The organism is Pseudoduganella albidiflava, assembly GCF_004322755.1.
GTDB lineage: Bacteria > Pseudomonadota > Gammaproteobacteria > Burkholderiales > Burkholderiaceae_D > Rugamonas > Rugamonas albidiflava.
The window spans coordinates 5280168-5300300 of record NZ_CP036401.1; the positions used below are offsets into that span (position 1 = coordinate 5280168).

A 20133-nucleotide genomic window follows, 5' to 3' on the forward strand; every position below is an offset into this window, starting at 1 on the left:
CGCGCTCTGCCCGCCAGCGGGCTCGCCCCGCCGCTATGTGCTGCACCGAACAATGCGAAACTGGCCCCCGCTGTATAGTCCCTCCCATACCTGAACGTATCCTTTCAAGGAGGAAGTATGCGCAACAACTTCGTACGCTGGATCGTGCTGGGGCTGCTGGCGGCCACGCTGTCCGGCTGCGGCTACAACGATTTCCAGACCAAGGACGAGGCAACCAAGGCAGCCTGGGGCGAGGTGGTCAACCAGTACCAGCGCCGCGCCGACCTGATTCCCAATCTCGTCAACACCGTCAAGGGTTACGCATCGCACGAGCGCGAAACGCTGGAAGCGGTGACCGCCGCGCGCTCACGGGCCACCAGCATCCAGGTCACGCCCGAGGTGCTGAACGATCCGGCCGCGTTCCAGAAGTTCCAGCAGGCGCAGGGCGAACTGTCGTCCGCCCTGTCGCGGCTGATGGCGGTGTCCGAGCGCTACCCGGACTTGAAAGCCGACACCAGTTTCCGCGACCTGCAGTCCCAGCTCGAAGGCACGGAAAACCGTATCACGGTGGCACGCCAGCGCTACATCGCCTCGGTACAGGACTACAATGTGCTCGCGCGGCGCTTCCCCACCAACCTGACGGCGATGATGTTCGGCTACGACGTCAAGCCGAGCTTCACGGTGGAGAACGAAAAAGCCATCTCGACCGCGCCCACCGTCGATTTCGGCGCGAAAAAATAAGCCGGGGATGACGCTGGTAACCATGCAGGAGCAGAGAACCGCCATGCCGCTGGGTCCGCAGGACGATGCCGCACCACCCGCCGCGCCGCGGCGGCGCACGCGTGAACACCCTTCCGAGGGCAAATGGCTCGGTACCGCCGAGGTCATGAGGGAGCGCGACGTGCGTGGCCGCGGCCACCGGCGCGGCCTGCGCCGTCTCGTGCCCCGCCCATCGAAAAGCTGGCTCGGCCATTGGCTGGTGCGCTACACGCTGCTGGTCGTGCTGCTGTGCTTTGCGCTGCTGTTCGTCGAAGCGGCGCGGGCCCAGGCGGGCACCTCGTCGCAAGCCGACCCGTTCGTACCGGTGCCCGAACTGACCGCGCGTGTCACGGACCAGGCCGGCATGCTGACGGCGCAGCAGCGCGGCGCGCTGGAATCCGTGCTGGCCGACCATGAAACCCGCACCGGCAGCCAGATCGCCATCCTCATCGTGAAGAGCACGGCGCCCGAGCCGATCGAGCAGTACGGCATTCGTGTCGTCGATGCCTGGAAGCTGGGCCGCAAGGGCGTCGACGATGGCGTCCTGCTGCTGGTCGCAAAGGATAACCCCTCTTCGCTGCGCCGCCTGCGTATCGAGGCCGGCCGTGGCGTGCAGGGCGTGCTCACCGATGCCCAGTCGAAGCGCGTGCTGCAGGATGTGATCGCGCCCCACTTTCGCAACAATGATTTCTATGGCGGCTTGAGCGCGGGCGTGTCCGCCATCGCCACCTTGCTGGACAAGGAACAATTCCCTGCTCCACAACAGCAGCCCGCACCACGGCAGGCCGAGAGCGGCGGCGGGTGGATGTGGCCGGCAATCCTGTTCGGCGTGTTTGTCCTGCTGCCGATGTTCCGCGGCCGCGGACGGCGCGGCAGCAGCCTGCACCGCTCCGGCTGGGGCTCGAATGCCACCGGCGTGCTGATCGGCAGCGCGCTCGGCAGCGCCCTGGGCGGCATGCACCGTGGCGGTGGTGGAGGCTTTGGCGGCGGCGGCTTCGGTGGCGGCGGGTTCGGCGGCGGTGGCGGCGGCACATTCGATGGCGGCGGCGCCTCGGGAGACTGGTAATGAATGCGATTGCACGCTGGCGCCGCGCGTTGCGCCACTTGATGACCGGCTCCGGCACAGGCCGGCGCTGCTTCCCGGAAGCGGCACTGCAAGCCATCTCCGCCGCGGTCGCGGAAGGCGAACGCCGGCACCGGGCCGAAGTGCGGCTGGTGGTGGAACCGGCGCTGCCGTTCGGCGACGCGCTGGATGGCATGGCGAACCGCGACCGCGCCCGCGCCCTGTTCGCGCAATATGGCGTGTGGGATACCGAAGAGAACTGCGGGGTGCTGATCTACGTGAACCTGGCGGACCATGCGGTGGACATCGTTGCCGACCGCAATGTCGGCCGGCGTATCGCCGAGGCGGAATGGCAGGCAGTCTGCCGCACGATGACCCAAGCCTACAAGCGCGGCGAATTCCAGGAAGGCACGGTGGCCGCGCTGAACCAGCTGGCCGACCTGCTGCAACGGCACTTCCCATCGGACGGGTCGCGCCCGAACCAGCTGCCCGACGAAGCCGTGATCCTGTGAAGCCGACAGCCACGCTCTACGGATGAGATATTCGCGAATAGAATATCTATTATCGAAATTCAAAATTGGACGTATATGTGGCGGCGCAGCATAATTACACCTGTCTCCACTATTCTCCTCCAAGATAATAGTTTGAAGCCCGCCGAGAAGCGGGCTTTTTTTTTACCCGGTCTTGTCCGTTCACCTTCTCCGAACCGATATCTTCCCGCTGAGTGCGCCAAGTTTGCGCGCTGTCATGGCGCCGTCACACGCACCGCCTATACTTGATTCATCTGCTGCACATGCAACCGATATGCGTGGTGGCGGATCAGGTGTGCTTCGGCACACCGCTTTCGAATTCGCAGTCCGGTCTCACCGCCACCAGTTGGATCCGATGTTGAGCTTCCTTGATCCTGGAACCGCCTTGTTTTAGTACCGGCCTGGTTCTTGTATCGATCAAGATGCGCATTTCCGGCCGTGGCATCGATCCGTGAATGCAACAGCTTTATTGCCGCACTGGTTTTATCGTATTATTTTTACTGCATTGATTTTTTTGCAACGGTTTTCATTGCGACGGTTTTCATTGCATTGATTCCATCGCATAGCTTTTCATTGCAGTAATTTGATTGCATCGGTTTGATTGCATTGGTTTGAGTGCATTGGTTGTTACACTTTGTATTCGCGCTGGGTTTTCCGCACCCATTCGATCGCATTGAGTTTTGCCGCATTCGTATGATGAGGTTTTCCGCGCAGCGATTTGCTTGCATCAGTTGGTCCCGCATCGATCGATGGAACGATCGATGCGGCGCTTCATGGTCTCTTGGCCCGGACAGGGTTTGAGCCCGCCGCAATGGCGGGCTCTTTTTTCTGGGCCGTGCTATCGTTACGCTTTTGCCAATTCCCCGCTCCGCCGTGCTGAAACTCCTCCATCTGCTGCTGCTCACTCCCGCCCATGCCCGCCTGCGCTACTGGGGCGCGATGGCCCTGTTCGCGCTGATCGTCATCATCGGATCGATTCCCGGCGCCCGCGCGGACGCGGCGGAAGTGGCTTCCGGCGTCGTGCTGCATTCGTGCGCATATGCTGTGCTGACCTTCCTGATCTTCACCGGCAGCACCGGCACGCCCCCGCAGCGCGCGTCGAAAGCCGTGCTGACGATCGCGGCGATGGGCTTCATCGATGAAGCGGTGCAGAGTTTCCTGCCTTACCGCCACGGCGCCTTCGGCGACTGGATGGTCGATTGCAGCGCCGCCGTCATCACATCCTCGCTGCTGTGGGCGCTGTGGACGAACCGCAAGGTCGCCACGTGAAACTTCCTTGCTAGGTTTTCCCGCAATCGTTTTCAACATCGGGCAAAGCCTGGCCATCGGAGGCCACTGCCGATGATGGGGCCGGCTTGGCCGCCTGGGCGGATGCCCATTCGCTTTCCAGCCGCGCCTGCCCGGCATGCACATCCATGCTGATCTTGTGCAGCAGCGCCCTGGTGTGCCGGCGCTGGCCCGTTCCCACCATGCCGCCAGCGGCGCGCTCGGCGTCGAGCCGCATGTCCGCCAGCTGTTCCACTTTCGCCAGCCTGACCAGCGCATACAATGCCTGGCGCAGCACATGGCGCTTGCGCCGCCCGCTCCGGCCAGCCTCGCCGCCATGCGCGGCGTCGACCAGGTCCGAAATCACCGCGTCCGTCCGATGCTTGATCATATCGACCCTAATAGTTTTCTGATAGCCATTATCAAGCTGCACCGAACTGAACAGTTTGATTTGCATCAAGCCCTGCCCGCCGCCGCGCTCCCGCTCCGGGCGCGGAAACGGCCCACAAAAAAATGGGGACGGACCCTGTTTTTCGGGAAATCTTCCCTCCAAACAGTGGTCCATCCCCATCTTCTCGCGTCCAGGCGACGCCTGCAGCATGCCGGGGCGCCTCGCGGCATCCCGTCAATACATCTTTTCCACGTCGTAGCCGCGGCGCCGCAGCAGCTCCGGCACGCTTTCCTCGCCAACCAGGTGCAGCAGGCCGATGCCGACGAACGCCACCTCGTCGCTGCGCATGATCGCCTCGATGTGGGCGGTCATTTGCGGATTGCGCTGTCGAAGCAGCGTACGGTCCATGAACATGGCGGACACCGTGTCGCCCGTGGTCAGTTCGCGTGCCAGCGCGGCGATGCGAGCCGAATCCGCGGTACTCCACGCATCGATCAGCCCGGCCGACTTCTGCAGGGCCTTGCCGTTTTCCAGGTCGTCCAGGTTTTCCAGCAGATAGCGCTCTTGCTGGGCATCGTCCAGCGATGCAAACAGGCTGAGCTGATAGTCCGCCGTTTCCAGTTCACGTACCTGCTTCTTCTGCTTCACCGCCGCGGACAGCAAAAAGCCTTCCACGCCATTGCTGCGGTGATACCCGTGCTTCTCGATCTCGCCGCCGACCAGGATGTTCGCGACCAGCCACGGCCGGTAGTTCTCGACATTGCGCATCGGAATGCCAGCCTTGGCCAGCGCCTGCTCCAGCCGCGCCAGCGCACCCGGCGACAGGTGGCGCGTGATGGATTCGCCCGCGGGGTAGCTGCCGTATTTCGCCAGCGCGCGCTGGAATGGCTCGTACTGGCGGGTGTCGAGTTCCAGCACGAGCGAGCTGGCATGGTCCAGTGCGCGGGTCACCTCCGGCTCGAGCGGGAAAAAGCCCTGCTTGCCGACGTGGATGGTGCCGAACAGATAGCTGGTCTTGCCGTCGTGCCGGACCCGGTACAGCGCACCACGCCGGGGTACCGGCTTCAGCTCGATCGGCTCCGCGGTGGCGACCGCGTTGGGGACGTTCATTTCCATACTGTTAGCGGACCAGGAAAGCAATAAGGCAACGGTGATAGTCAGATAGCGCAGCATGCAAATCCCCGACCGGCCTTTATAAAAGGCTGGCATTAATCCAATAACAATGAACGGTATGCCCTGGAGTCAGCCGGGCACTGGCTGGCAACCGCGTACGAGCGGCTCTGTTGCTGATGGTAAAGGAATTTGCGCGCCGAGGAAATTTATTTGTGGCGTGCGAAGTAAATCGGCCGGAATGAAACAACAATTTGTTTCATTCCGGCCGATATGGCTGCTTCGTTAATATTGATAATGACGCCAGGATTGCTGGCATTTTGTCACTGCGGGACAGGCGGTTTAATTGAATCAGGAAAACTTGCCAATTGAATCAGTGTCTGGATTCCCGTCGAGATACTTCATCTATATAGAATGATCGCTTGAATGCCGCGGAATATCCAGGTATCGACTGAGCAGGCACCGCGGGCAACGCCACTTATTTCGCCAGTTCGACCAGCACCGCCGTGTACATCTGCAAGTTCAGCAACAGCTGTTTTTCGCTGATGAATTCATGCTCCGAGTGCCCCGTATAGACGGCGCCGGGCATGCCGGGGCCGAAGCTGACGGCATTGGGGAACAGGCGCGAGTTGGTACCGCCGCCGATCGCTACCGGCCTGGCATCGCGCGCCCCGGTGTAATGGGCGAAGATGTCGAGCAGCACCGGCACTTGCGGTGCGTCTTCAAGCACCCACGGTTCGCCGATCTGCGCCTTCAGCGAGGCCTTCGGCGCGTGCGCAGCCTTCCAGCCATCGAACGCGGCGTGGAACTCGCGCTCCAGTTCGGCGCCGGTCTTGCCCCGCGGGCGGCGCAGGTTCAGGTTCAGCTGCAGCGCGCCGCCATCCGCCTTCAGCATCACGGGCGCCACCGTCATCGGGCCCATGAAAGCGTCGCGATAGGCCACGTTGCCGAATTTCTCGCCATACAGGCCGGTGCCGACCAGGTCGTTGACGAACGTGACCATGGCGCCCGCCGTCGTGCCTTGCCATGGCTGCACCGCCAGCGCGTCGGCCAGCATGGCGATCGCGTTGACGCCATCTTCCGGCTTCGACGAGTGCGCCGACACGCCCTCCGCGGTGACCGTCAATTGCTTGCCCGAGCGGGCAAAGGTATAGCGCATGCCCTTCTGGCTCGCGGCACGGTCGCGAATGCGCTGTTCCAGTGCCGGCGTGGCACCATCGATCACGGCGCGCGCATCCTCCGGGATCTGGCTGTTGAAGAAGCCTCCGGTGAACGATGCCAGGGACGGACCGGCCGGTGCCCTGGCCATCTCCGCCGGCATCGTCACCGTCACCAGCCCCCAGCCTTTCTCCGCCGTGACCGCCGGGTATTCGGCATCGAGCGTGATGTTCACCTGCGGCGGCGTGTGCGTCTTCAGGTAAGTCTCCAGCGGGCCCCAGTCCGATTCCTCGGCCATGTACACATACAGTTCGATGCGCTTGGACACCGGCACCTTGCGGTCGCTGATCGCCTTCATGGCATACAGCGCCGTGGCGATCGGTCCCTTGTCATCCTCGGTGCCACGGCCCAGCAGCAGGCCCGGCTCGCTGGTGCGGTCCAGCGTAAAGGGCGACTGCTTCCATTTCGACGGGTCGACCGGCTGCACGTCGCCGTGCGTGACGATGCCTACCCGCTCGCTGCCCTTGCCAAGGCCGATGACGACGACGCAACCGGCATCGTCGAAGTCGAAGCCCAGGCGCGCCGCCTCCTCGCGCAGGAAAGCCTTGAAGGCGATGTGCTGGGCATTGCGCTCGCACGGCACGCCTTCCTGCACGACCGTATTGAAAGCAACCATCTTTTCGAGCGTGTCGATGACCTTGCCGTGGTAGGCGGTGCGGGCATGCTCGGCGGTTGCAAGGGCGATGGGGCTCGGCGCGGCGGCGGCGGCCTGGAAAAACAGGGGCAGCAAGGAAGCCAGGGCGGCTTTTTTCAGCATCGTCATATCCTGAGGAATCGTGGTGGCTCGCGCAACAGGGCGTCATCGCAGGCGCATTGCCTGCTGTCACCGGCCGCAAGCTTATGGTAACTTGGCACAACTATTAACGAGTGTACACGTACCTCCACGTTTCGTGCAGACAAGCCCCAGCCAGCTGCCACCTCACGTCCATCCACGCCTGCCCACCATCCGATTCCGGCTGGCGCTGCTGGTGTTCAGTTGCGTGCTGCCCGCCGCCATCGTGTCGGCGTTCCTGATCTATGACCATTACCGCGTCGAGCGGGCCAGCCTGCTGGGCGAGGCCATGGCCACGGCGCGCTCGATGGTGTCGGTGGTGGACCGCGATTTCGACACCGTCATCACCGCGCTGTCCGCGCTGTCGGTGTCCGACGATATCGATGAAACCGATCTTGCCGAATTCCGCCGGCAGGCCACCAACGTCCACGCGATCCTGCCGATCACGGAAATCGTGCTGTATGACGCGCCGAGCCGCCGCCAGCTGATGAACACCGCGGGACCGCTCGCCGCCGGCCCCGTCAACCCCGGATTGCTGCGCGACGTGATGCGCACCGCGCAACCGGTCGTGACCGGCCTCACGATCGATGGTGCGAAGGGGCAGACGATCACGGTCGGCGTGCCGGTCATGCGCGGCGGCGCGGTGCGCTACGTGCTGGCGGCGCAGGTGCTGCCGGCGGCGCTCGGCGCGATCCTGCGCGACCAGCAGATCCCGGCCACGTGGCGCGCGTCGATCCTGGATGGCGACCTGCGCATCGTCGCCCGTAACGTCGACATCGAGCGCTACCGCGGCACCCTGCCCGCCCCCGACCTGGTCGAACGCATGCGCCGCCAGCTCGAGGATACGTTCGAAGGCTCCACCGTCGACGGCAAGCCGGTCGTCATGCTGTACAGCCGTTCCACCAAGTCCGGCTGGAGCGTCACGCTGGGCATCCCCCATGCGAACCTGGCGGCGGGGCTGATGCGCACGCTGGAATCGCTGATCATCGCCACCGTGGTGCTCCTGGCGCTGGGGCTGGGCATGGCATGGCTGGTGGGCGGCCGCATCGCGCATTCCGTGCAGGCGCTGATCGGGCCCGCGACCGCGCTGGGCACCGGGCAGCACGTGCAGCCCGCGGTCGTGGACTTTTCCGAAGCCCAGCAGGTGGCCGATTCGCTGGTGCGCGCCGCGGCCGCACTGGACGAGGCCCGCGGCCGCGCCGACAACGAATTGCGCGAACGCCGCGCCGCCCAGGAAGCGCTGCAAGCCGCCGACCGGCGCAAGGATGAGTTCCTGGCCACGCTGGCGCACGAGCTGCGCAACCCGATGGCACCGCTCGTCAACGCGCTCGAGATCATGCGCCTCGGCGGGCCCGGCAAGCCGCCGCCGCCCAATGTGCTGGACATCATCGGCCGCCAGCTGCAGCAGATGGTGCGCCTGGTCGACGACCTGCTCGACGTGTCGCGCATCACCACCGGCAAGCTGGGCATCCGCACCGAGCCCATCGTGCTGCAGGACGTCGTCACGCATTCGCTGGAAACGGCCGGCCCGCTGATCACGCAGCGGCGCCACGCGCTGTCCGTCAACGTGCCGGATGAACCGGTGCCGCTGCAGGGCGACCCCACGCGCCTGGCGCAAGTGCTGTCCAACCTGCTGAACAACGCCGCCAAGTACACGCCGAACGGCGGGCGCATCGCCTTGAACGCCGTGCGCCTGCAAGGGCCGGACCGGGTACGCATCGAGATCAGCGACAATGGCATCGGCATCGCCGCGGGCGTGCTGCCGCAGGTGTTCGACATCTTCTTCCAGGCCGACCGCTCGCTGGGCCGCGCGCAGGCCGGGCTGGGTATCGGGCTGTCGCTGGCGCGCCGCCTGGTCGAGCTGCATGGCGGCACGCTGACCGCCTCCAGTCCCGGCAAGGACCTGGGCAGCACGTTCGCCCTGGAACTGCCGGTCACGCTCGATACAGCGGCGCCAGCATGCGCCGACGATGCCGGCACGGCGCCCCTGCCGCAGCTGCGCGTGCTGGTGGCCGACGACAACATCGATCACGCCAATACGCTGCGCACGCTGCTCATCGCCGCCGGGCAAACCGTTACCGTGTGCTACGACGGCCTGTCCGCGCTGCGCAGCGCCGAGACCTTCGAACCGCAGATCGCCTTCCTCGACATCGGCATGCCGCGCATGGATGGCTATGAACTGGCGCGGCGGCTGCGCGCCGACCCGCGCCAGCGCGACTGCATGCTGGTGGCCGTCACTGGCTGGGGCCAGGAAAAGGACCAGCAGGACTCGCGGGCCGCCGGCTTCCACCGGCACATCGTCAAGCCGCTGGCACCCACCCAGCTGCGCGCCCTCCTGCAGGAACGCGCCAGCCGTGCCACAATGCACGACACCGTTTGAGCCGTGCCTCCCGCCCGGCCCGAAACGGCATCTTGCATGAAAGGCAGGGCCGCGCCACCGAGCGTTGGCGCGCCCGAGTAACGATCCGATGACTCCAACTATTCCACTTTCCATCCTCGATCTTTCCCCGATCGCCGAAGGCAGCCACGCCGGCGAATCGCTGCGCAACACGCTGGACCTGGCGCAGCATGGCGAACGCTGGGGCTTCCAGCGCTACTGGCTGGCCGAACACCACGGCATGCCCGGCATCGCCAGCGCCGCGACCGCCGTCGTCATCGCCCACGTGGCGGGCGGCACCAGCACGATCCGGGTCGGTGCCGGCGGCATCATGCTGCCCAACCACTCGCCCCTGGTGATCGCCGAACAGTTCGGCACCCTCGAAGCGCTGTTCCCCGGCCGCATCGACCTGGGCCTGGGCCGCGCGCCGGGCTCCGACCAGACCACCGCGCGCGCACTGCGCCGCAACCTCGCTTCCGATGCCGAGGAGTTCCCGCAGGACGTACTGGAACTGCAGGACTACATGAGCGACTCGCCCCGCCAGCGCGTGCTGGCCGTGCCGGGCCAGGGCGCCAAGGTACCGCTGTGGATCCTGGGTTCGAGCCTGTTCGGCGCCCAGCTGGCCGCGCACCTGGGGCTGCCCTACGCGTTCGCCTCGCACTTCGCGCCACAGATGATGATGCAGGCGGTGAACTTCTACCGCAGCAACTTCAAGCCCTCGGCGCAGCTGGCCAAGCCCTACGTCATGCTGGGCTATAACGTGTTCGCCGCGGATACCGATGAAGAGGCGCAGTTCCTCGCCACGTCGATGCAGCAGGCTTTCGTCAACCTGCGCACCGGCCGTCCGTCGAAACTGCCGCCGCCGCAGGCCAACTACCGCGACACCCTCGGCCCGCAGGAAAACGCCATGCTCGACTCGGTGCTCTCGTGCACCGCCACCGGCTCGCGCGCCACCGTGGCGGCCCAGCTGGACGCCTTCATCGCCAGCACCCGGCCGGACGAACTGATGGTCACCTCGCAGATCCACGACCACCGCGCCCGGCTGCGCTCCTACGAAATCCTGGGCGACATCCTGCGCGGCTAGCCTCCCCGCAATATTTCCCCGAACCGGGGTCAGACCCCGATTTCAGGAAATGTTTCTGGAAATCGGGGTCTGACCCCGGTTTCTGGAAACATTTCCCGTACCGCAAGGGGTTGCCGGGCCGCTAGTCCGCATTTTCCTGGAAAAATTTCCAGAAAAGGGGGACTGTCCCCAGCGGTTCTTGCGCAACAAAGTCGCGGGTTCAGCAGGTCGGCAACGGTCGAACTCTCCGCGCTTGACCACGGCAAGGCTGGTGCCCTCCGGGACGCCAACTCAGTACAGTCCGAATAATACCTTCTGAAAATATTTCTAAAAATCGGGGACTGTCCCCTTTTTTTGGCAATATTTCCAGCATTTGGGGCGGCATGCCTTTCTGCTTGCCGCCCGACGTTTCTCAGCAATAAGGAATCGCAGTGCACGTAGAAGAACAACAAGATATTTCCGCCGCCATGGTGTGGCTGATGGCGACTGCCACCGGTCTCATCGTTGCGAACCTGTATTACGCCCAGCCCCTGGTCGGGCCGATCAGCCAGGCGACGGGCCTCGATCCCGGTGCCGCCGGCCTGATCGTCACGCTGACGCAGATGGGCTATTGCCTGGGCATGATCTTCATCGTGCCGCTCGGCGACCTGGTCGAGAACCGCCGGCTGATCGTCATGGCGCTGGCCGGTACCGCGTGCGCGCTGGCCGTCGCGGCCTTCAGCACCAGCGCGGTACTGTTCCTGGCGGCTATGTTCTGCATCGGTCTCGGCTCGGTGGCGGCACAGGTCATCGTGCCGTTCGCGTCGCACCTGGCGAAGCCGGAAACGCGCGGGCAGACGGTGGGCACCGTCGTCAGCGGCCTGATGCTGGGGATCATGCTGGCGCGGCCGGTGGCCAGTCTCGTCACCGATGCGCTGGGGTGGCACGCCATCTTCGTGCTCTCGGCGCTGGTGACGGCCGGCCTGGCGCTGGTGCTGCGGCGCCGCCTGCCGCGGCGCGACCCGGCGCAGGCCCGACTGGCGCAGAACCCCTCGCAGCAAACCACTTCGCAGCAGACCATCCCGGCGCAAAAGACCACCTATCTTGCGCTGCTGGCATCGCTGTGGTTCCTGCTGAAGACCACGCCGATCCTGCGCCGCCGCTCCGCTTACCAGTTCTGCATGTTCGGTGCCTTCAGCCTGTTCTGGACCACCGTGCCGCTGATCCTCGCCAGCCCCGCGTTCGGCCTGTCGCAATCGGGCATCGCGATCTTCGCGCTGGTCGGCGTGGCGGGCGCCCTGGCGTCGCCGATCGCCGGCCGCCGCGCCGACCAGGGCAAGTCCCGCTCGACGACGGCCGTCGCCCTGGTGGCCGCCGCGCTGTCGCTTGCCGCGCCGCTGCTGCTGCACGGTGGCCGCATGTTCGAGCTGGGCTTGCTGGTGGTGGCCGCGATCGTGCTGGACGGCGCGGTCTCGGCCAGCCTCGTCACCGGCCAGCGGGCGCTGTATGCGCTCAGTGCCGACGTGCGTTCGCGCCTGAACGGCCTGTACATGGCGATCTTCTTCATGGGTGGCGCGCTCGGCTCCTCGGCGGGCGGCTGGATGTATGCCCACCACGGCTGGCAGGGTGTGCTGATGGCCGGCCTGCTGTTCCCCGCCGCCGGCCTGCTGGTCTTCAGCACCGAGCGCAAGTAAGGGCAAGCGAGGCAAGCAAGGGCAAGCAAGCGCACGCATGCTTGCCTCGGCGGCGGTGCCAGCGCGCAGGCGTGCCACCGTTGACGCCCCGCGGCGCGCTCGCCGATACTGCCCGCATGACGCACTCAATGACCGCATACATCGGCCGCTTCGCCCCCTCCCCCACCGGCCCGCTGCACCTCGGCTCGCTCGTCGCGGCCATGGCGAGCTACCTCGACGCGAAAGTGCACCACGGCCAGTGGCTGGTGCGCATCGAAGACCTCGACCGCGACCGCAACGTGCCCGGCGCCGACCAGCACATCCTTGCTTCCCTGCGCCGCTGCGGCATGGCGTGGGATGGCGACGTGACGTGGCAGACGCGCCGCGAACACCTGTACGAAGCCGCGCTGGCGCAACTGGGGCAGCACGTCTACCCGTGCGGCTGCTCGCGCAGGGAGATCGCCGACTCACAACTGAATCTACAGCTGAATCTACAGCTGAACCTGCAACCGAATCGACAGCTCGACCAGCAATCCCGGCCCGCCCCGCCCCACAACGCCACGCTGGTCTACCCCGGCACGTGCCGAGCGGGCCTGGCACCGGGCAAGGCGCCGCGCGCACTGCGCCTGCGCACGCCGCAGCACCCTGCCCGCGTGATCGGCTTCGACGACCGCTGGCATGGCCACGTCGAGCAGGACATCACCGCCGAAGTCGGCGATTTCGTGGTCCGCCGCGCCGATGGCTTCTGGGCTTACCAGCTGGCCGTCGTGGTCGACGATGCCGCGCAGGGCATTACCGACATCGTCCGCGGTGCCGACCTGCTCGACTCCACGCCCCGCCAGCTCTACCTGCAGGAGCTGCTGGGCGTGCCGCATCCCCGTTACCTGCATGTGCCGGTCGTTGCCAACGCCGATGGCGAGAAGCTGTCGAAACAGACCGGCGCGGCGGCCTTCGACAATGGCGCGCCGCCCGAGCGGCTGCTGGCGGACAGCCTGCAGCCGGCGGCCCGCTTCCTTGGCCTGCACGTCGAGGCCGACACCATTGCCGCGTTCTGGACCGCCGCGGTACCGGCCTGGGAACGCCTGCTGCGCGACCACCGCCGCATGTAGGGCAGCCCGGCAGGGGGTCCGCAGGCATATTCGGCACCGCCTGGTTGCCAGCCTGCAGCGCCCTCCCGGACAATGCCGCACGCCCCTGTAGGACTGGTCCTCCGGCTTATCGTGGGTTGGCGAACAGACCCGCGCGAGGCCGGCGCGCACACTTGCTCCATCGTTTTAACAGGAGGTGAGCCATGCGTCGCTTCATGATTCCCGCCGCGCTCGGCCTGGCCGTACTGGCCGGCTCGGGCGCAGTCGCCAACGACCAGATCTACAAGTGCATCGATGCGAACGGCACCACGATGTTGTCCGATAAACCTTGCGCAATCGTCGAAGCGGTTCCCGCCGACAGCTCGTCGGCTACCGGTGCAGTGAGCGACCTGCCCCTCGTCGGCGAAGACCGCCCGCAGGTGACGAAGGAGTACTTCACGCTGCCGGCGGCGGAGATCGACCACGGCCAGCGCACCAAGGTACAGCTCGTGAGCACCCCGCCGAAAGTGGACGTGGCCACGCTGAAGGCTGCCAGGCTGAAGCTGGAGCTGGAAGACAAGACCGCCTCGCTGCGCCAGGCCAGCCTGGATTGATCGTGGCGCCGGGGACACACCCCGGCTTGCACGAATAAAGTCACTACGGAGCGTGCACCGGCACGCGCCTCTTCGCCACGCCACGTGAGCGAAACGCTGCAAAATGTCGCGCAACGCCGCGCAATACCGTGCAACCCCGGCACCTCTCGCTAGCGCTACCAAACTTTGATTGCCTGCCTTTCTTCCCCTGTGGACAGAGCCGTATAAGCGCGGCACTTTGTTACAAATAATCCATGTTTCCTCTTTGACACGTGACAATGTCATGCCGAGAATGGGTTGCGCCGCGTCGATCAAGAGTCGACCGTGCCGGAAGTCCGGCCGCGGCACTTGGCACGATCAACCACGATAAGGAATGCACATGAAGATGAAGCAGGCATACTTGGCACTGGCCCTGGCGGTTGCCGCGGGCAGCGCCGCCGCGGCCACGACGAATTTTTCTTCCGGCACCGAAGGGTGGGAGGGAACCCAGCCCGCGAACGGCGTCGGCGGCTCCGGCATCGATACATCGCTGGGCGTCGACGCACCTTCCTACCGCACGATCATCAACAACTTCGGCATCACCTTCGCCAACAGCACGAACGCCGCTTTCGTGCGCGATTACACGGCGTCGTCATCGGTCACCTTCGGCATCGACGTGCTGGCGCAGCAGGTGAGCTTCTTCGGTACTGACGTCACGCGCGACCTCGTGCTGGAACTGCGCGACTACGACAACGCCAACAACGGCCTGCCCTACACCAGCGTCTGGTACACGATCGGCACGCTCGATGCTTCGGTCGAGGGATGGCAGAACTTCTCCGTCACCATCAACGATACGTCGGCGATCGGCCTGCCGTCGGGCTGGGGTGGCTATGGCGCCGAACAGGCCGACGGCACGCCTTACCTGCCGGAAGACCGCACCTTCGCCAGTGTGCTGGCCGGTGTCGACGAGATCGCCTTCACGACGTACAAGCCGGGCTTCGTGTACGGCTTCACCGATTTCGACGTGGCCGTGGACAACATCACCGTCAGCCCCGTGCCGGAACCGGGCACCTACGCGATGATGCTGGCCGGCCTGGGCCTGGTGGGCGCCATCGCCCGCCGCCGCAAGCAGCAGGCCTGATGCGCGACTGATTGTCCGCCGGCGCGGCGCGGCCGCACGCGCCGGCGGGCAACCCGCTGCGGACAGTGGCCCCCTGCCGGGCACTGTTCCCATTCCCGATGGCGGTCCTATAATGCGCGCTCTGCCCATACCGCGAGAGAACCATGACCACCGCCGCCGCTAACCCGGATTCCCGCCCCGCCGTCGTGCTGCTGCACAGTTCGATGAGCTCGCGCAGCCAGTGGGCCGCGCTGATGGCCGCGCACGAGCGGGACTACCGATTCATCGCGCTCGACCTCCTGGGCTATGGCAAGGCGCCATTCCCGGACGCGGCGATGCTGGCCAGCTTCTCCCTCGCGCACGAGGTCGAGGCGGTCCAGGCCGCGCTGGCGGCGCAACTGGCGCCGCATGAGTCCTTCCACCTGATCGGCCATTCGTATGGCGGCGCCACGGCATTGCGGCTGGCGCGCACGGCACCGGACCGCGTCCGCTCGCTGGCCGTGTTCGAGCCCGTGGCCTTCCACCTGCTCGACGAAAGCGAGCCTGGCCGCGCCGAAGTCGGCACCGTCATCGCCGCGATCGAGGCGGCCGCCACGCCGGAACAGGCGACCCGCAGCTTCATCGACTACTGGAACGGGCCCGGCGCCTTCGATGCGATGCCCGCCCCCGTGCGCGAACGCTTCACCGCCCAGGTGGCCAAGGTGCGGCTCGATTTCACCGCCCTGCTCAGCGAACCGGCCACGCTGCACGACATGGCCGCGATCGGCGTGCCGGCGCTCGTGCTGTCCGGCCGCGCCGGCCCCGCCTCGACCCGCGCCGTCGTTACCCGGCTGGCCGCCGCCCTGCCCAACGCCACCAGCGCGCAAACGCCCGGCGGCCACATGGCCCCGATCACGCACGCGGCCGACGTCAACCGCGAACTGGCCGCCTTCCTGGCAACTGTTGCCTAAAAACGGGGACAGTCCCCGAATTTGAGCAACATTATGCTCCAGCAATTTTTGACGAAGGCGCCAGAGGAGAGAGCACCGCATTTGTGCGCTGGAGCGTCGCTGGAATGACTGCCGGGCTGCTTGTAAAACCACGAAATTGCCACACAACTGGTCTCAAACTAACCAGGGACTGTCCCGCCCAGGTCAACAACAAATGCTTGAACGCCAGAATAGCCGCTCCCGCCCGCTGACCTCCGGTGAGATCGCCTGCTGCCGCAAGCTGTTCGGCGCGGCGATCGACTACGCACGGGTGCGCATCCATGCGCGCGGCTGGTTTTTCGGGCTGCAATGGCGCCACACGGCGATGGCGCCGGATGGGCACATCTGGTTCCGGCCCGAGGACTGGCAGGAAGACTTTTCGCGCGCGCCGGCCTGGCGGCTGCTGTGGTTCATGCACGAGATGGTGCACGTGTGGCAATGGCAGCTGGGTTATCCGGTGATGTGCCGCGGCGCGCTGCGCGTCGGGCTGTCCTACCGCTACCGGCTGGCGCCGGGCCGGCGGCTGGCCGACTTCAACATGGAAGCGCAAGGCGACCTGCTGGCCGACTGGTTCGCGCTGCGCTGGCTGGGCGAACCGGGGGCGATGCGCCAGAAGCAGTACGCGGGCGACGCGTGGCTGTTCGAAGAAGTGCTGGGCGACTTCCTGGCCGATCCGGCGGACCCGGCCAGCCTGCCGCGCCTTCGGTGGCCATTCGCCCGGCAGGCGATGGCACTGCTCAGGCGCCGGAGGATTGCCTGAGCCAGGCCGCCAGGTCGTCGCTCGGCAGCGGCCGGGCATACAGGTAGCCCTGCCCCTTGTCGCATTGCAGCGTGCGCACCACCGTGGCTTGCGCGTCCGTCTCGATGCCTTCCGCCACGGTGCTCATGCCCAGGCTCTGCGCCACCTTCACGGTGGCCTCGATCAGCACGCGGTGATGGTGGCTGGTTTCGCTCTGGCTCACGAACGAGCGGTCGATCTTCACCGTGTCCACCGGCAGCAGGTGCAGGCTGGCCAGCGACGAGTACCCGGTGCCGAAATCGTCCAGCGCCAGCGTGATGCCGAGCGCCTTCAGTTCGTGCAGGCGCTGCTGCACGTCGGTATCCTGCGCCGCCAGGCTTTCCGTCACCTCGAGCTGCAGCCGCTCCGCTGCCATGCCCGTCTCCGCGAGGATGCGCGCCACGGTGCCGGCCCAGTTAGGCTGCCCCAGTTGCGCGCGCGACAGGTTCACCGCCAGCAGCCGCGGGGCCAGGTCGCCCAGCTCGTGCTGCCAGCGCACGAAGTCGCGGCAGGCGCGCTCCAGCACGAAGTCGCCTAGCGGGCCGATCAAGCCGCATTCCTCGGCCACGCCGATGAATTCGAATGGCGGCACGATGCCGCGCACCGGGTGGCGCCAGCGCACCAGCGCCTCGACGCCGGCCGAGTGGTCGGTGCCGCCATCGGGGCGCAGCGCCACCACCGGCTGGTACACCACGAACAGCTGGTCGGCCTGCAGCGCCAGGCGCAGGTCCGTCTCGATATCGGTGCGGCGCGCCGACCGCTCGCGCATCTCGGCCGCGAAGCGCACGAAGCGCGCGCCGCCGGCACGCTTGGCTTCCAGCATGGCGATGCCGGCGTCGCGCAGCAGCGCATCGGGATCGTCGCCCTCGCCCCACGCGATGCCCACGCTGACGTTGCAGACCACGTCATGCCCCTGCAGGTGGTAGGCGTGGCCGATCGCGCCGATCATCCGCGTGGCCACGCTCTCGGCATCTTCCACCCGGCGCAGGCCATCGAGCACCACCACGAATTCGTCGCCGCCCACGCGCGCCGCCAGTTGCCCGCCGCGCGCACCCACCGCGATCCGGTCGCTGGGCGGGCGCAGCACGTTGCGGATGCGCTCGGCCACCAGCACCAGCAGCCGGTCGCCCATCGCCTGGCCCAGCGTGTCGTTCACCTGGCGGAAGCGGTCGCAGTTCATGAACAGTACCGCGAAGCCGGCATGGGCGCCGTCCCTGCCCTTGCCGCGCGCCAGGATCGCCTGCAGCTCCTCGTGCACGGCGCTGCGGTTCGGCATGCGCGTCAGCGCATCGGTGCGCGCCGCCGACGACAGCCGGCTGGCCAGCCGTTCCTGCTCGCGCCGGGTTTCCAGCGTGATGTCGTTGACCGCCGCCATCAGCCGGTGCCGGTCGAGCTTCATCACCGACAGCGACAGCACCAGCGGCCCGTCGCGCCCGTCCGGCGCATCGATCCGCAAGCCTTCCACCACCACGCCGGACGGCGTATCGCAGCGCTCCACCGCGGCGCGCAAGTCCGGCGCGGCGGTGGCGAAGATCGCATACAGGTCGTCGAGCGCGCCGTGCGGGACCAGCGGCATCAGGAGTTGCGCGGCCATCGGATTGAGCATCTCGACGGCGCCGCCGATATCGGCCTGCAGCATGCCGATCGGCGTGCGGTACAGGAACTGCAGGAGCGCCTCGTAGGCGAGCTTGTCGTCGTGCCCCATCATGCGGCGGTGCCGATCATGTCGGTGCTCCAGCAGACCACGCGGTCGCGGCCTTGCGCCTTGGCGGCTTGCAGTGCCCGGCCGGCACGCTGTTGCAGGTCGTCGATGCCACCCAGTTGCGCATCCCAGGCGGCCACGCCGGCGCTCACCGTGAACGTCACCGCCACGCCGTCGACCTTTACCGTCAGGGCCGATACGGCCGCCAGCAGGCGCTGCGCCACCGCGCAGGCCTGGGGCACGCTGGTCGATGGCAGCAGCACGGCGAACTCCTCGCCACCCAGGCGCGCCACCACGTCCACCGCGCGGAACGTGTCGCGCAAGGCCTGCGCAAAGGCGCGCAGCACGGCGTCGCCCACGTGCAGGCCGTGGGTGTCGTTGACCGCCTTGAGGTGATCGAGATCGAACAGCGCCAGGGCCACGGGCCGCGGCGAGCGGGTCGCGCGCCCCAGCTCCAGCTCGGCCGCATGGTAGAAGCCGCGGCGGTTCGCCACGCCTGTCAGGTGATCGGCGAACACCGCCTGGCGCCAGCTTTCGCTGGCATCGCGCCGGTCGGTGATGTCGCGCAGCACCAGGCAGTAGGCGGGATCGGTCTCGGCCGCGGCGGGGTCGCGTTCGGGCAGCGGCGTGATCATCGCGCTGGCCCAGAACGGCGTGCCATCGGCGCGCAGGCGCAGGCCCTCGTCCAGGCTCCAGCCGTTGGCGTCCGCCTCGCGCAGCAGGTCGCGCGCGTGCTCCGGCGTGGTCGTATCGCCAGGCTCGAACACGGCATACGACTGGCCCACCACCGTCTCGCCGTGGCCGGTCACCCGGCCGATGCTGCCGTTCCACTGCTCGACGCGGCCTTCGCTGTCCAGGCTCACCAGCGCATAATCGGCGACACTGGCCAGCAGTGCGTTCAGCCAGGCGTCGCTTTGCCGTAGCTGGCGGTCGCGCTGCACCTGCAGCGTGACATCCTGCAGCACCGCCATCAGGCGCTGCGCATCGAGCTTGACGATCGACAGCGACAGGATGCCCGGAACGTTGCGCCGGCCGCCGCCATGCAGCGGGATATGCATGCCGTCGCAGATCCGGCCACGCGGCGCGGTGAACTCTTCGCACAGCACGCGCACGTCCGGCGCCACGTCCTGCAGCGCGGTGAAGAGGTTGTCCAGGCAGCCGTCACGCGACAGCGGCATCAGCAACTGCGCCGAGATCGGGTTGATCAGCGTGATCTCGCCATCGCCCCTGGCCTGCACCAGGCCGACGGGAGCGAGGTACAGGAACTGCATCAGCGCCTCGTGTTCGGCCGCCAGGTCCGCGTCCGCACTGGCGCCCGGGCCGCCTGCCGCCGGGGTATTCACGGCTGACGCTGCACCAGCACGTAGCGCGTTGCCGCGCCGGGTTCCGCCAGCAGGCGCAGGAGCACCTTGGTGGGCCGCATCCGCAACGTCAGCACATACGGAATCGTCGCGTCCAGCGCCGTGCCCTCAGCCTGCGCATCCTCGAACCGCTGCGCCACCATGAAGTTGTTCATGCATGGCGCCACGCTGGCGAACAGCGGCTGGCCCAGCACGCTGTGCGGCGCCAGGCCGGCGGCCTGGGATTCGAAGCGGTTGTAGCGGCGCACCACGGTGGCGTCATCGAAACCGATGATGCCGAAGGCGGCATCGTCGAGCTGTTCATCGCCGAGTGACGCAAGGCGCGCGCCAAGGTCGGGCTGGTCGAAGGCAAGTGCGGTCATCGAAACTCCAGGTAACGGGATTG

18 protein-coding genes are annotated in these 20133 nt (G+C 66.6%); 12 read left to right on the forward strand and 6 right to left on the reverse strand.

Annotated features, from left to right (window positions below):
• Positions 1–117 precede the first annotated feature (117 nt).
• The 4 genes from EYF70_RS21920 (at position 118) to EYF70_RS21935 (ending at position 3600) form a co-directional block, all read left to right on the forward strand.
• Positions 118–720 (forward strand): LemA family protein, encoded by a 603-nt coding sequence (locus EYF70_RS21920; protein ID WP_131147299.1) that lies wholly within the window; start codon positions 118–120, stop codon positions 718–720.
• A 262-nt stretch (positions 721–982) separates the two neighbouring features.
• Positions 983–1804, forward strand: coding sequence for a TPM domain-containing protein (locus EYF70_RS21925; protein WP_371861743.1), 822 nt, complete (start codon positions 983–985; stop codon positions 1802–1804).
• Entirely contained in the window at positions 1804–2313 is a 510-nt protein-coding gene (locus EYF70_RS21930) for a TPM domain-containing protein (RefSeq protein ID WP_131147300.1), read from the forward strand. The genes EYF70_RS21925 and EYF70_RS21930 overlap by 1 nt, the downstream gene beginning before the upstream one ends.
• Positions 2314–3204: 891 nt before the next feature.
• On the forward strand, positions 3205–3600 hold the full coding sequence (locus EYF70_RS21935) for a VanZ family protein (RefSeq protein WP_229420500.1): 396 nt from the start codon (positions 3205–3207) through the stop codon (positions 3598–3600).
• A 10-nt stretch (positions 3601–3610) separates the two neighbouring features.
• Here the strand turns inward: EYF70_RS21935 and EYF70_RS21940 are convergent, their stop codons facing one another.
• The 3 genes from EYF70_RS21940 to EYF70_RS21950 all read right to left on the reverse strand — a co-directional run bounded on the left by EYF70_RS21940 (position 3611) and on the right by EYF70_RS21950 (position 7073).
• A complete protein-coding gene (locus EYF70_RS21940; RefSeq protein ID WP_131147301.1) occupies positions 3611–4198 on the reverse strand; it encodes a hypothetical protein in 588 nt (195 codons plus the stop codon).
• Between the two features lie 24 nt (positions 4199–4222).
• Positions 4223–5098: a TraB/GumN family protein gene (locus EYF70_RS21945; protein WP_131147302.1), complete on the reverse strand. Its 876-nt coding sequence runs from the start codon at positions 5096–5098 to the stop codon at positions 4223–4225.
• Positions 5099–5576: 478 nt separating this feature from the next.
• Positions 5577–7073, reverse strand: coding sequence for a dipeptidase (locus EYF70_RS21950; RefSeq protein WP_131147303.1), 1497 nt, complete (start codon positions 7071–7073; stop codon positions 5577–5579).
• Between the two features lie 133 nt (positions 7074–7206).
• Between EYF70_RS21950 and EYF70_RS21955 the strand changes: the two genes are divergently transcribed.
• The 8 genes from EYF70_RS21955 to EYF70_RS21990 all read left to right on the forward strand — a co-directional run bounded on the left by EYF70_RS21955 (position 7207) and on the right by EYF70_RS21990 (position 16667).
• On the forward strand, positions 7207–9468 hold the full coding sequence (locus EYF70_RS21955; protein ID WP_131147304.1) for a hybrid sensor histidine kinase/response regulator: 2262 nt from the start codon (positions 7207–7209) through the stop codon (positions 9466–9468).
• 88 nt (positions 9469–9556) lie between these two features.
• Complete coding sequence (locus EYF70_RS21960; protein ID WP_131147305.1) at positions 9557–10549, forward strand: LLM class flavin-dependent oxidoreductase; 993 nt, start codon at positions 9557–9559, stop codon at positions 10547–10549.
• A 446-nt stretch (positions 10550–10995) separates the two neighbouring features.
• Positions 10996–12201, forward strand: coding sequence for an MFS transporter (locus EYF70_RS21965; RefSeq protein ID WP_131149264.1), 1206 nt, complete (start codon positions 10996–10998; stop codon positions 12199–12201).
• A gap of 128 nt (positions 12202–12329) precedes the next feature.
• Positions 12330–13289, forward strand: coding sequence for a tRNA glutamyl-Q(34) synthetase GluQRS (gene gluQRS / locus EYF70_RS21970; protein ID WP_131147306.1), 960 nt, complete (start codon positions 12330–12332; stop codon positions 13287–13289).
• Between the two features lie 182 nt (positions 13290–13471).
• Positions 13472–13861: a DUF4124 domain-containing protein gene (locus EYF70_RS21975; protein WP_131147307.1), complete on the forward strand. Its 390-nt coding sequence runs from the start codon at positions 13472–13474 to the stop codon at positions 13859–13861.
• 358 nt (positions 13862–14219) lie between these two features.
• The gene (locus tag EYF70_RS21980) at positions 14220–14960 is read left to right on the forward strand and encodes a PEPxxWA-CTERM sorting domain-containing protein (RefSeq protein ID WP_131147308.1); all 741 of its coding nucleotides are present in this window, start codon (positions 14220–14222) and stop codon (positions 14958–14960) included.
• A 143-nt stretch (positions 14961–15103) separates the two neighbouring features.
• Positions 15104–15889: an alpha/beta fold hydrolase gene (locus EYF70_RS21985; RefSeq protein ID WP_131147309.1), complete on the forward strand. Its 786-nt coding sequence runs from the start codon at positions 15104–15106 to the stop codon at positions 15887–15889.
• A 193-nt stretch (positions 15890–16082) separates the two neighbouring features.
• A complete protein-coding gene (locus EYF70_RS21990; RefSeq protein WP_165497759.1) occupies positions 16083–16667 on the forward strand; it encodes a Rhs element Vgr protein in 585 nt (194 codons plus the stop codon).
• Here the strand turns inward: EYF70_RS21990 and EYF70_RS21995 are convergent.
• Genes EYF70_RS21995 through EYF70_RS22005 form a run of 3 tightly spaced genes read right to left on the reverse strand, consistent with a single transcriptional unit; the run spans position 16645 to position 20110 of the window.
• Positions 16645–18393 carry a putative bifunctional diguanylate cyclase/phosphodiesterase gene (locus EYF70_RS21995; protein ID WP_229420501.1) on the reverse strand — a complete coding sequence of 583 codons (1749 nt, stop codon included), beginning with the start codon at positions 18391–18393 and terminating at the stop codon, positions 16645–16647. The two genes, EYF70_RS21990 and EYF70_RS21995, sit on opposite strands and share 23 nt — an antisense overlap.
• Positions 18390–19730 carry a sensor domain-containing diguanylate cyclase gene (locus tag EYF70_RS22000; protein WP_229420502.1) on the reverse strand — a complete coding sequence of 447 codons (1341 nt, stop codon included), beginning with the start codon at positions 19728–19730 and terminating at the stop codon, positions 18390–18392. Before EYF70_RS22000 ends, EYF70_RS21995 begins: the two co-directional genes overlap by 4 nt.
• On the reverse strand, positions 19727–20110 hold the full coding sequence (locus EYF70_RS22005; protein WP_131147310.1) for a phosphonate transporter: 384 nt from the start codon (positions 20108–20110) through the stop codon (positions 19727–19729). Before EYF70_RS22005 ends, EYF70_RS22000 begins: the two co-directional genes overlap by 4 nt.
• Positions 20111–20133: the final 23 nt, after the last annotated feature.

What these genes read in the sequence shown, in the direction of transcription:
- EYF70_RS21920 (WP_131147299.1), top strand. Translation starts at nt 118, where the DNA reads ATGCGCAACAACTTCGTACGCTGGATCGTGCTGGGGCTGCTGGCGGCC.
- EYF70_RS21930 (WP_131147300.1), top strand. Translation starts at nt 1,804, where the DNA reads ATGAATGCGATTGCACGCTGGCGCCGCGCGTTGCGCCACTTGATGACC.
- EYF70_RS21940 (WP_131147301.1), bottom strand. Translation starts at nt 4,198, where the DNA reads ATGCTGCAGGCGTCGCCTGGACGCGAGAAGATGGGGATGGACCACTGT.
- EYF70_RS21945 (WP_131147302.1), bottom strand. Translation starts at nt 5,098, where the DNA reads ATGAACGTCCCCAACGCGGTCGCCACCGCGGAGCCGATCGAGCTGAAG.
- EYF70_RS21950 (WP_131147303.1), bottom strand. Translation starts at nt 7,073, where the DNA reads ATGCTGAAAAAAGCCGCCCTGGCTTCCTTGCTGCCCCTGTTTTTCCAG.
- EYF70_RS21960 (WP_131147305.1), top strand. Translation starts at nt 9,557, where the DNA reads ATGACTCCAACTATTCCACTTTCCATCCTCGATCTTTCCCCGATCGCC.
- EYF70_RS21965 (WP_131149264.1), top strand. Translation starts at nt 10,996, where the DNA reads ATGGTGTGGCTGATGGCGACTGCCACCGGTCTCATCGTTGCGAACCTG.
- gluQRS (WP_131147306.1), top strand. Translation starts at nt 12,330, where the DNA reads ATGACCGCATACATCGGCCGCTTCGCCCCCTCCCCCACCGGCCCGCTG.
- EYF70_RS21975 (WP_131147307.1), top strand. Translation starts at nt 13,472, where the DNA reads ATGCGTCGCTTCATGATTCCCGCCGCGCTCGGCCTGGCCGTACTGGCC.
- EYF70_RS21980 (WP_131147308.1), top strand. Translation starts at nt 14,220, where the DNA reads ATGAAGATGAAGCAGGCATACTTGGCACTGGCCCTGGCGGTTGCCGCG.
- EYF70_RS21985 (WP_131147309.1), top strand. Translation starts at nt 15,104, where the DNA reads ATGACCACCGCCGCCGCTAACCCGGATTCCCGCCCCGCCGTCGTGCTG.
- EYF70_RS21990 (WP_165497759.1), top strand. Translation starts at nt 16,083, where the DNA reads ATGCTTGAACGCCAGAATAGCCGCTCCCGCCCGCTGACCTCCGGTGAG.
- EYF70_RS21995 (WP_229420501.1), bottom strand. Translation starts at nt 18,393, where the DNA reads ATGATGGGGCACGACGACAAGCTCGCCTACGAGGCGCTCCTGCAGTTC.
- EYF70_RS22005 (WP_131147310.1), bottom strand. Translation starts at nt 20,110, where the DNA reads ATGACCGCACTTGCCTTCGACCAGCCCGACCTTGGCGCGCGCCTTGCG.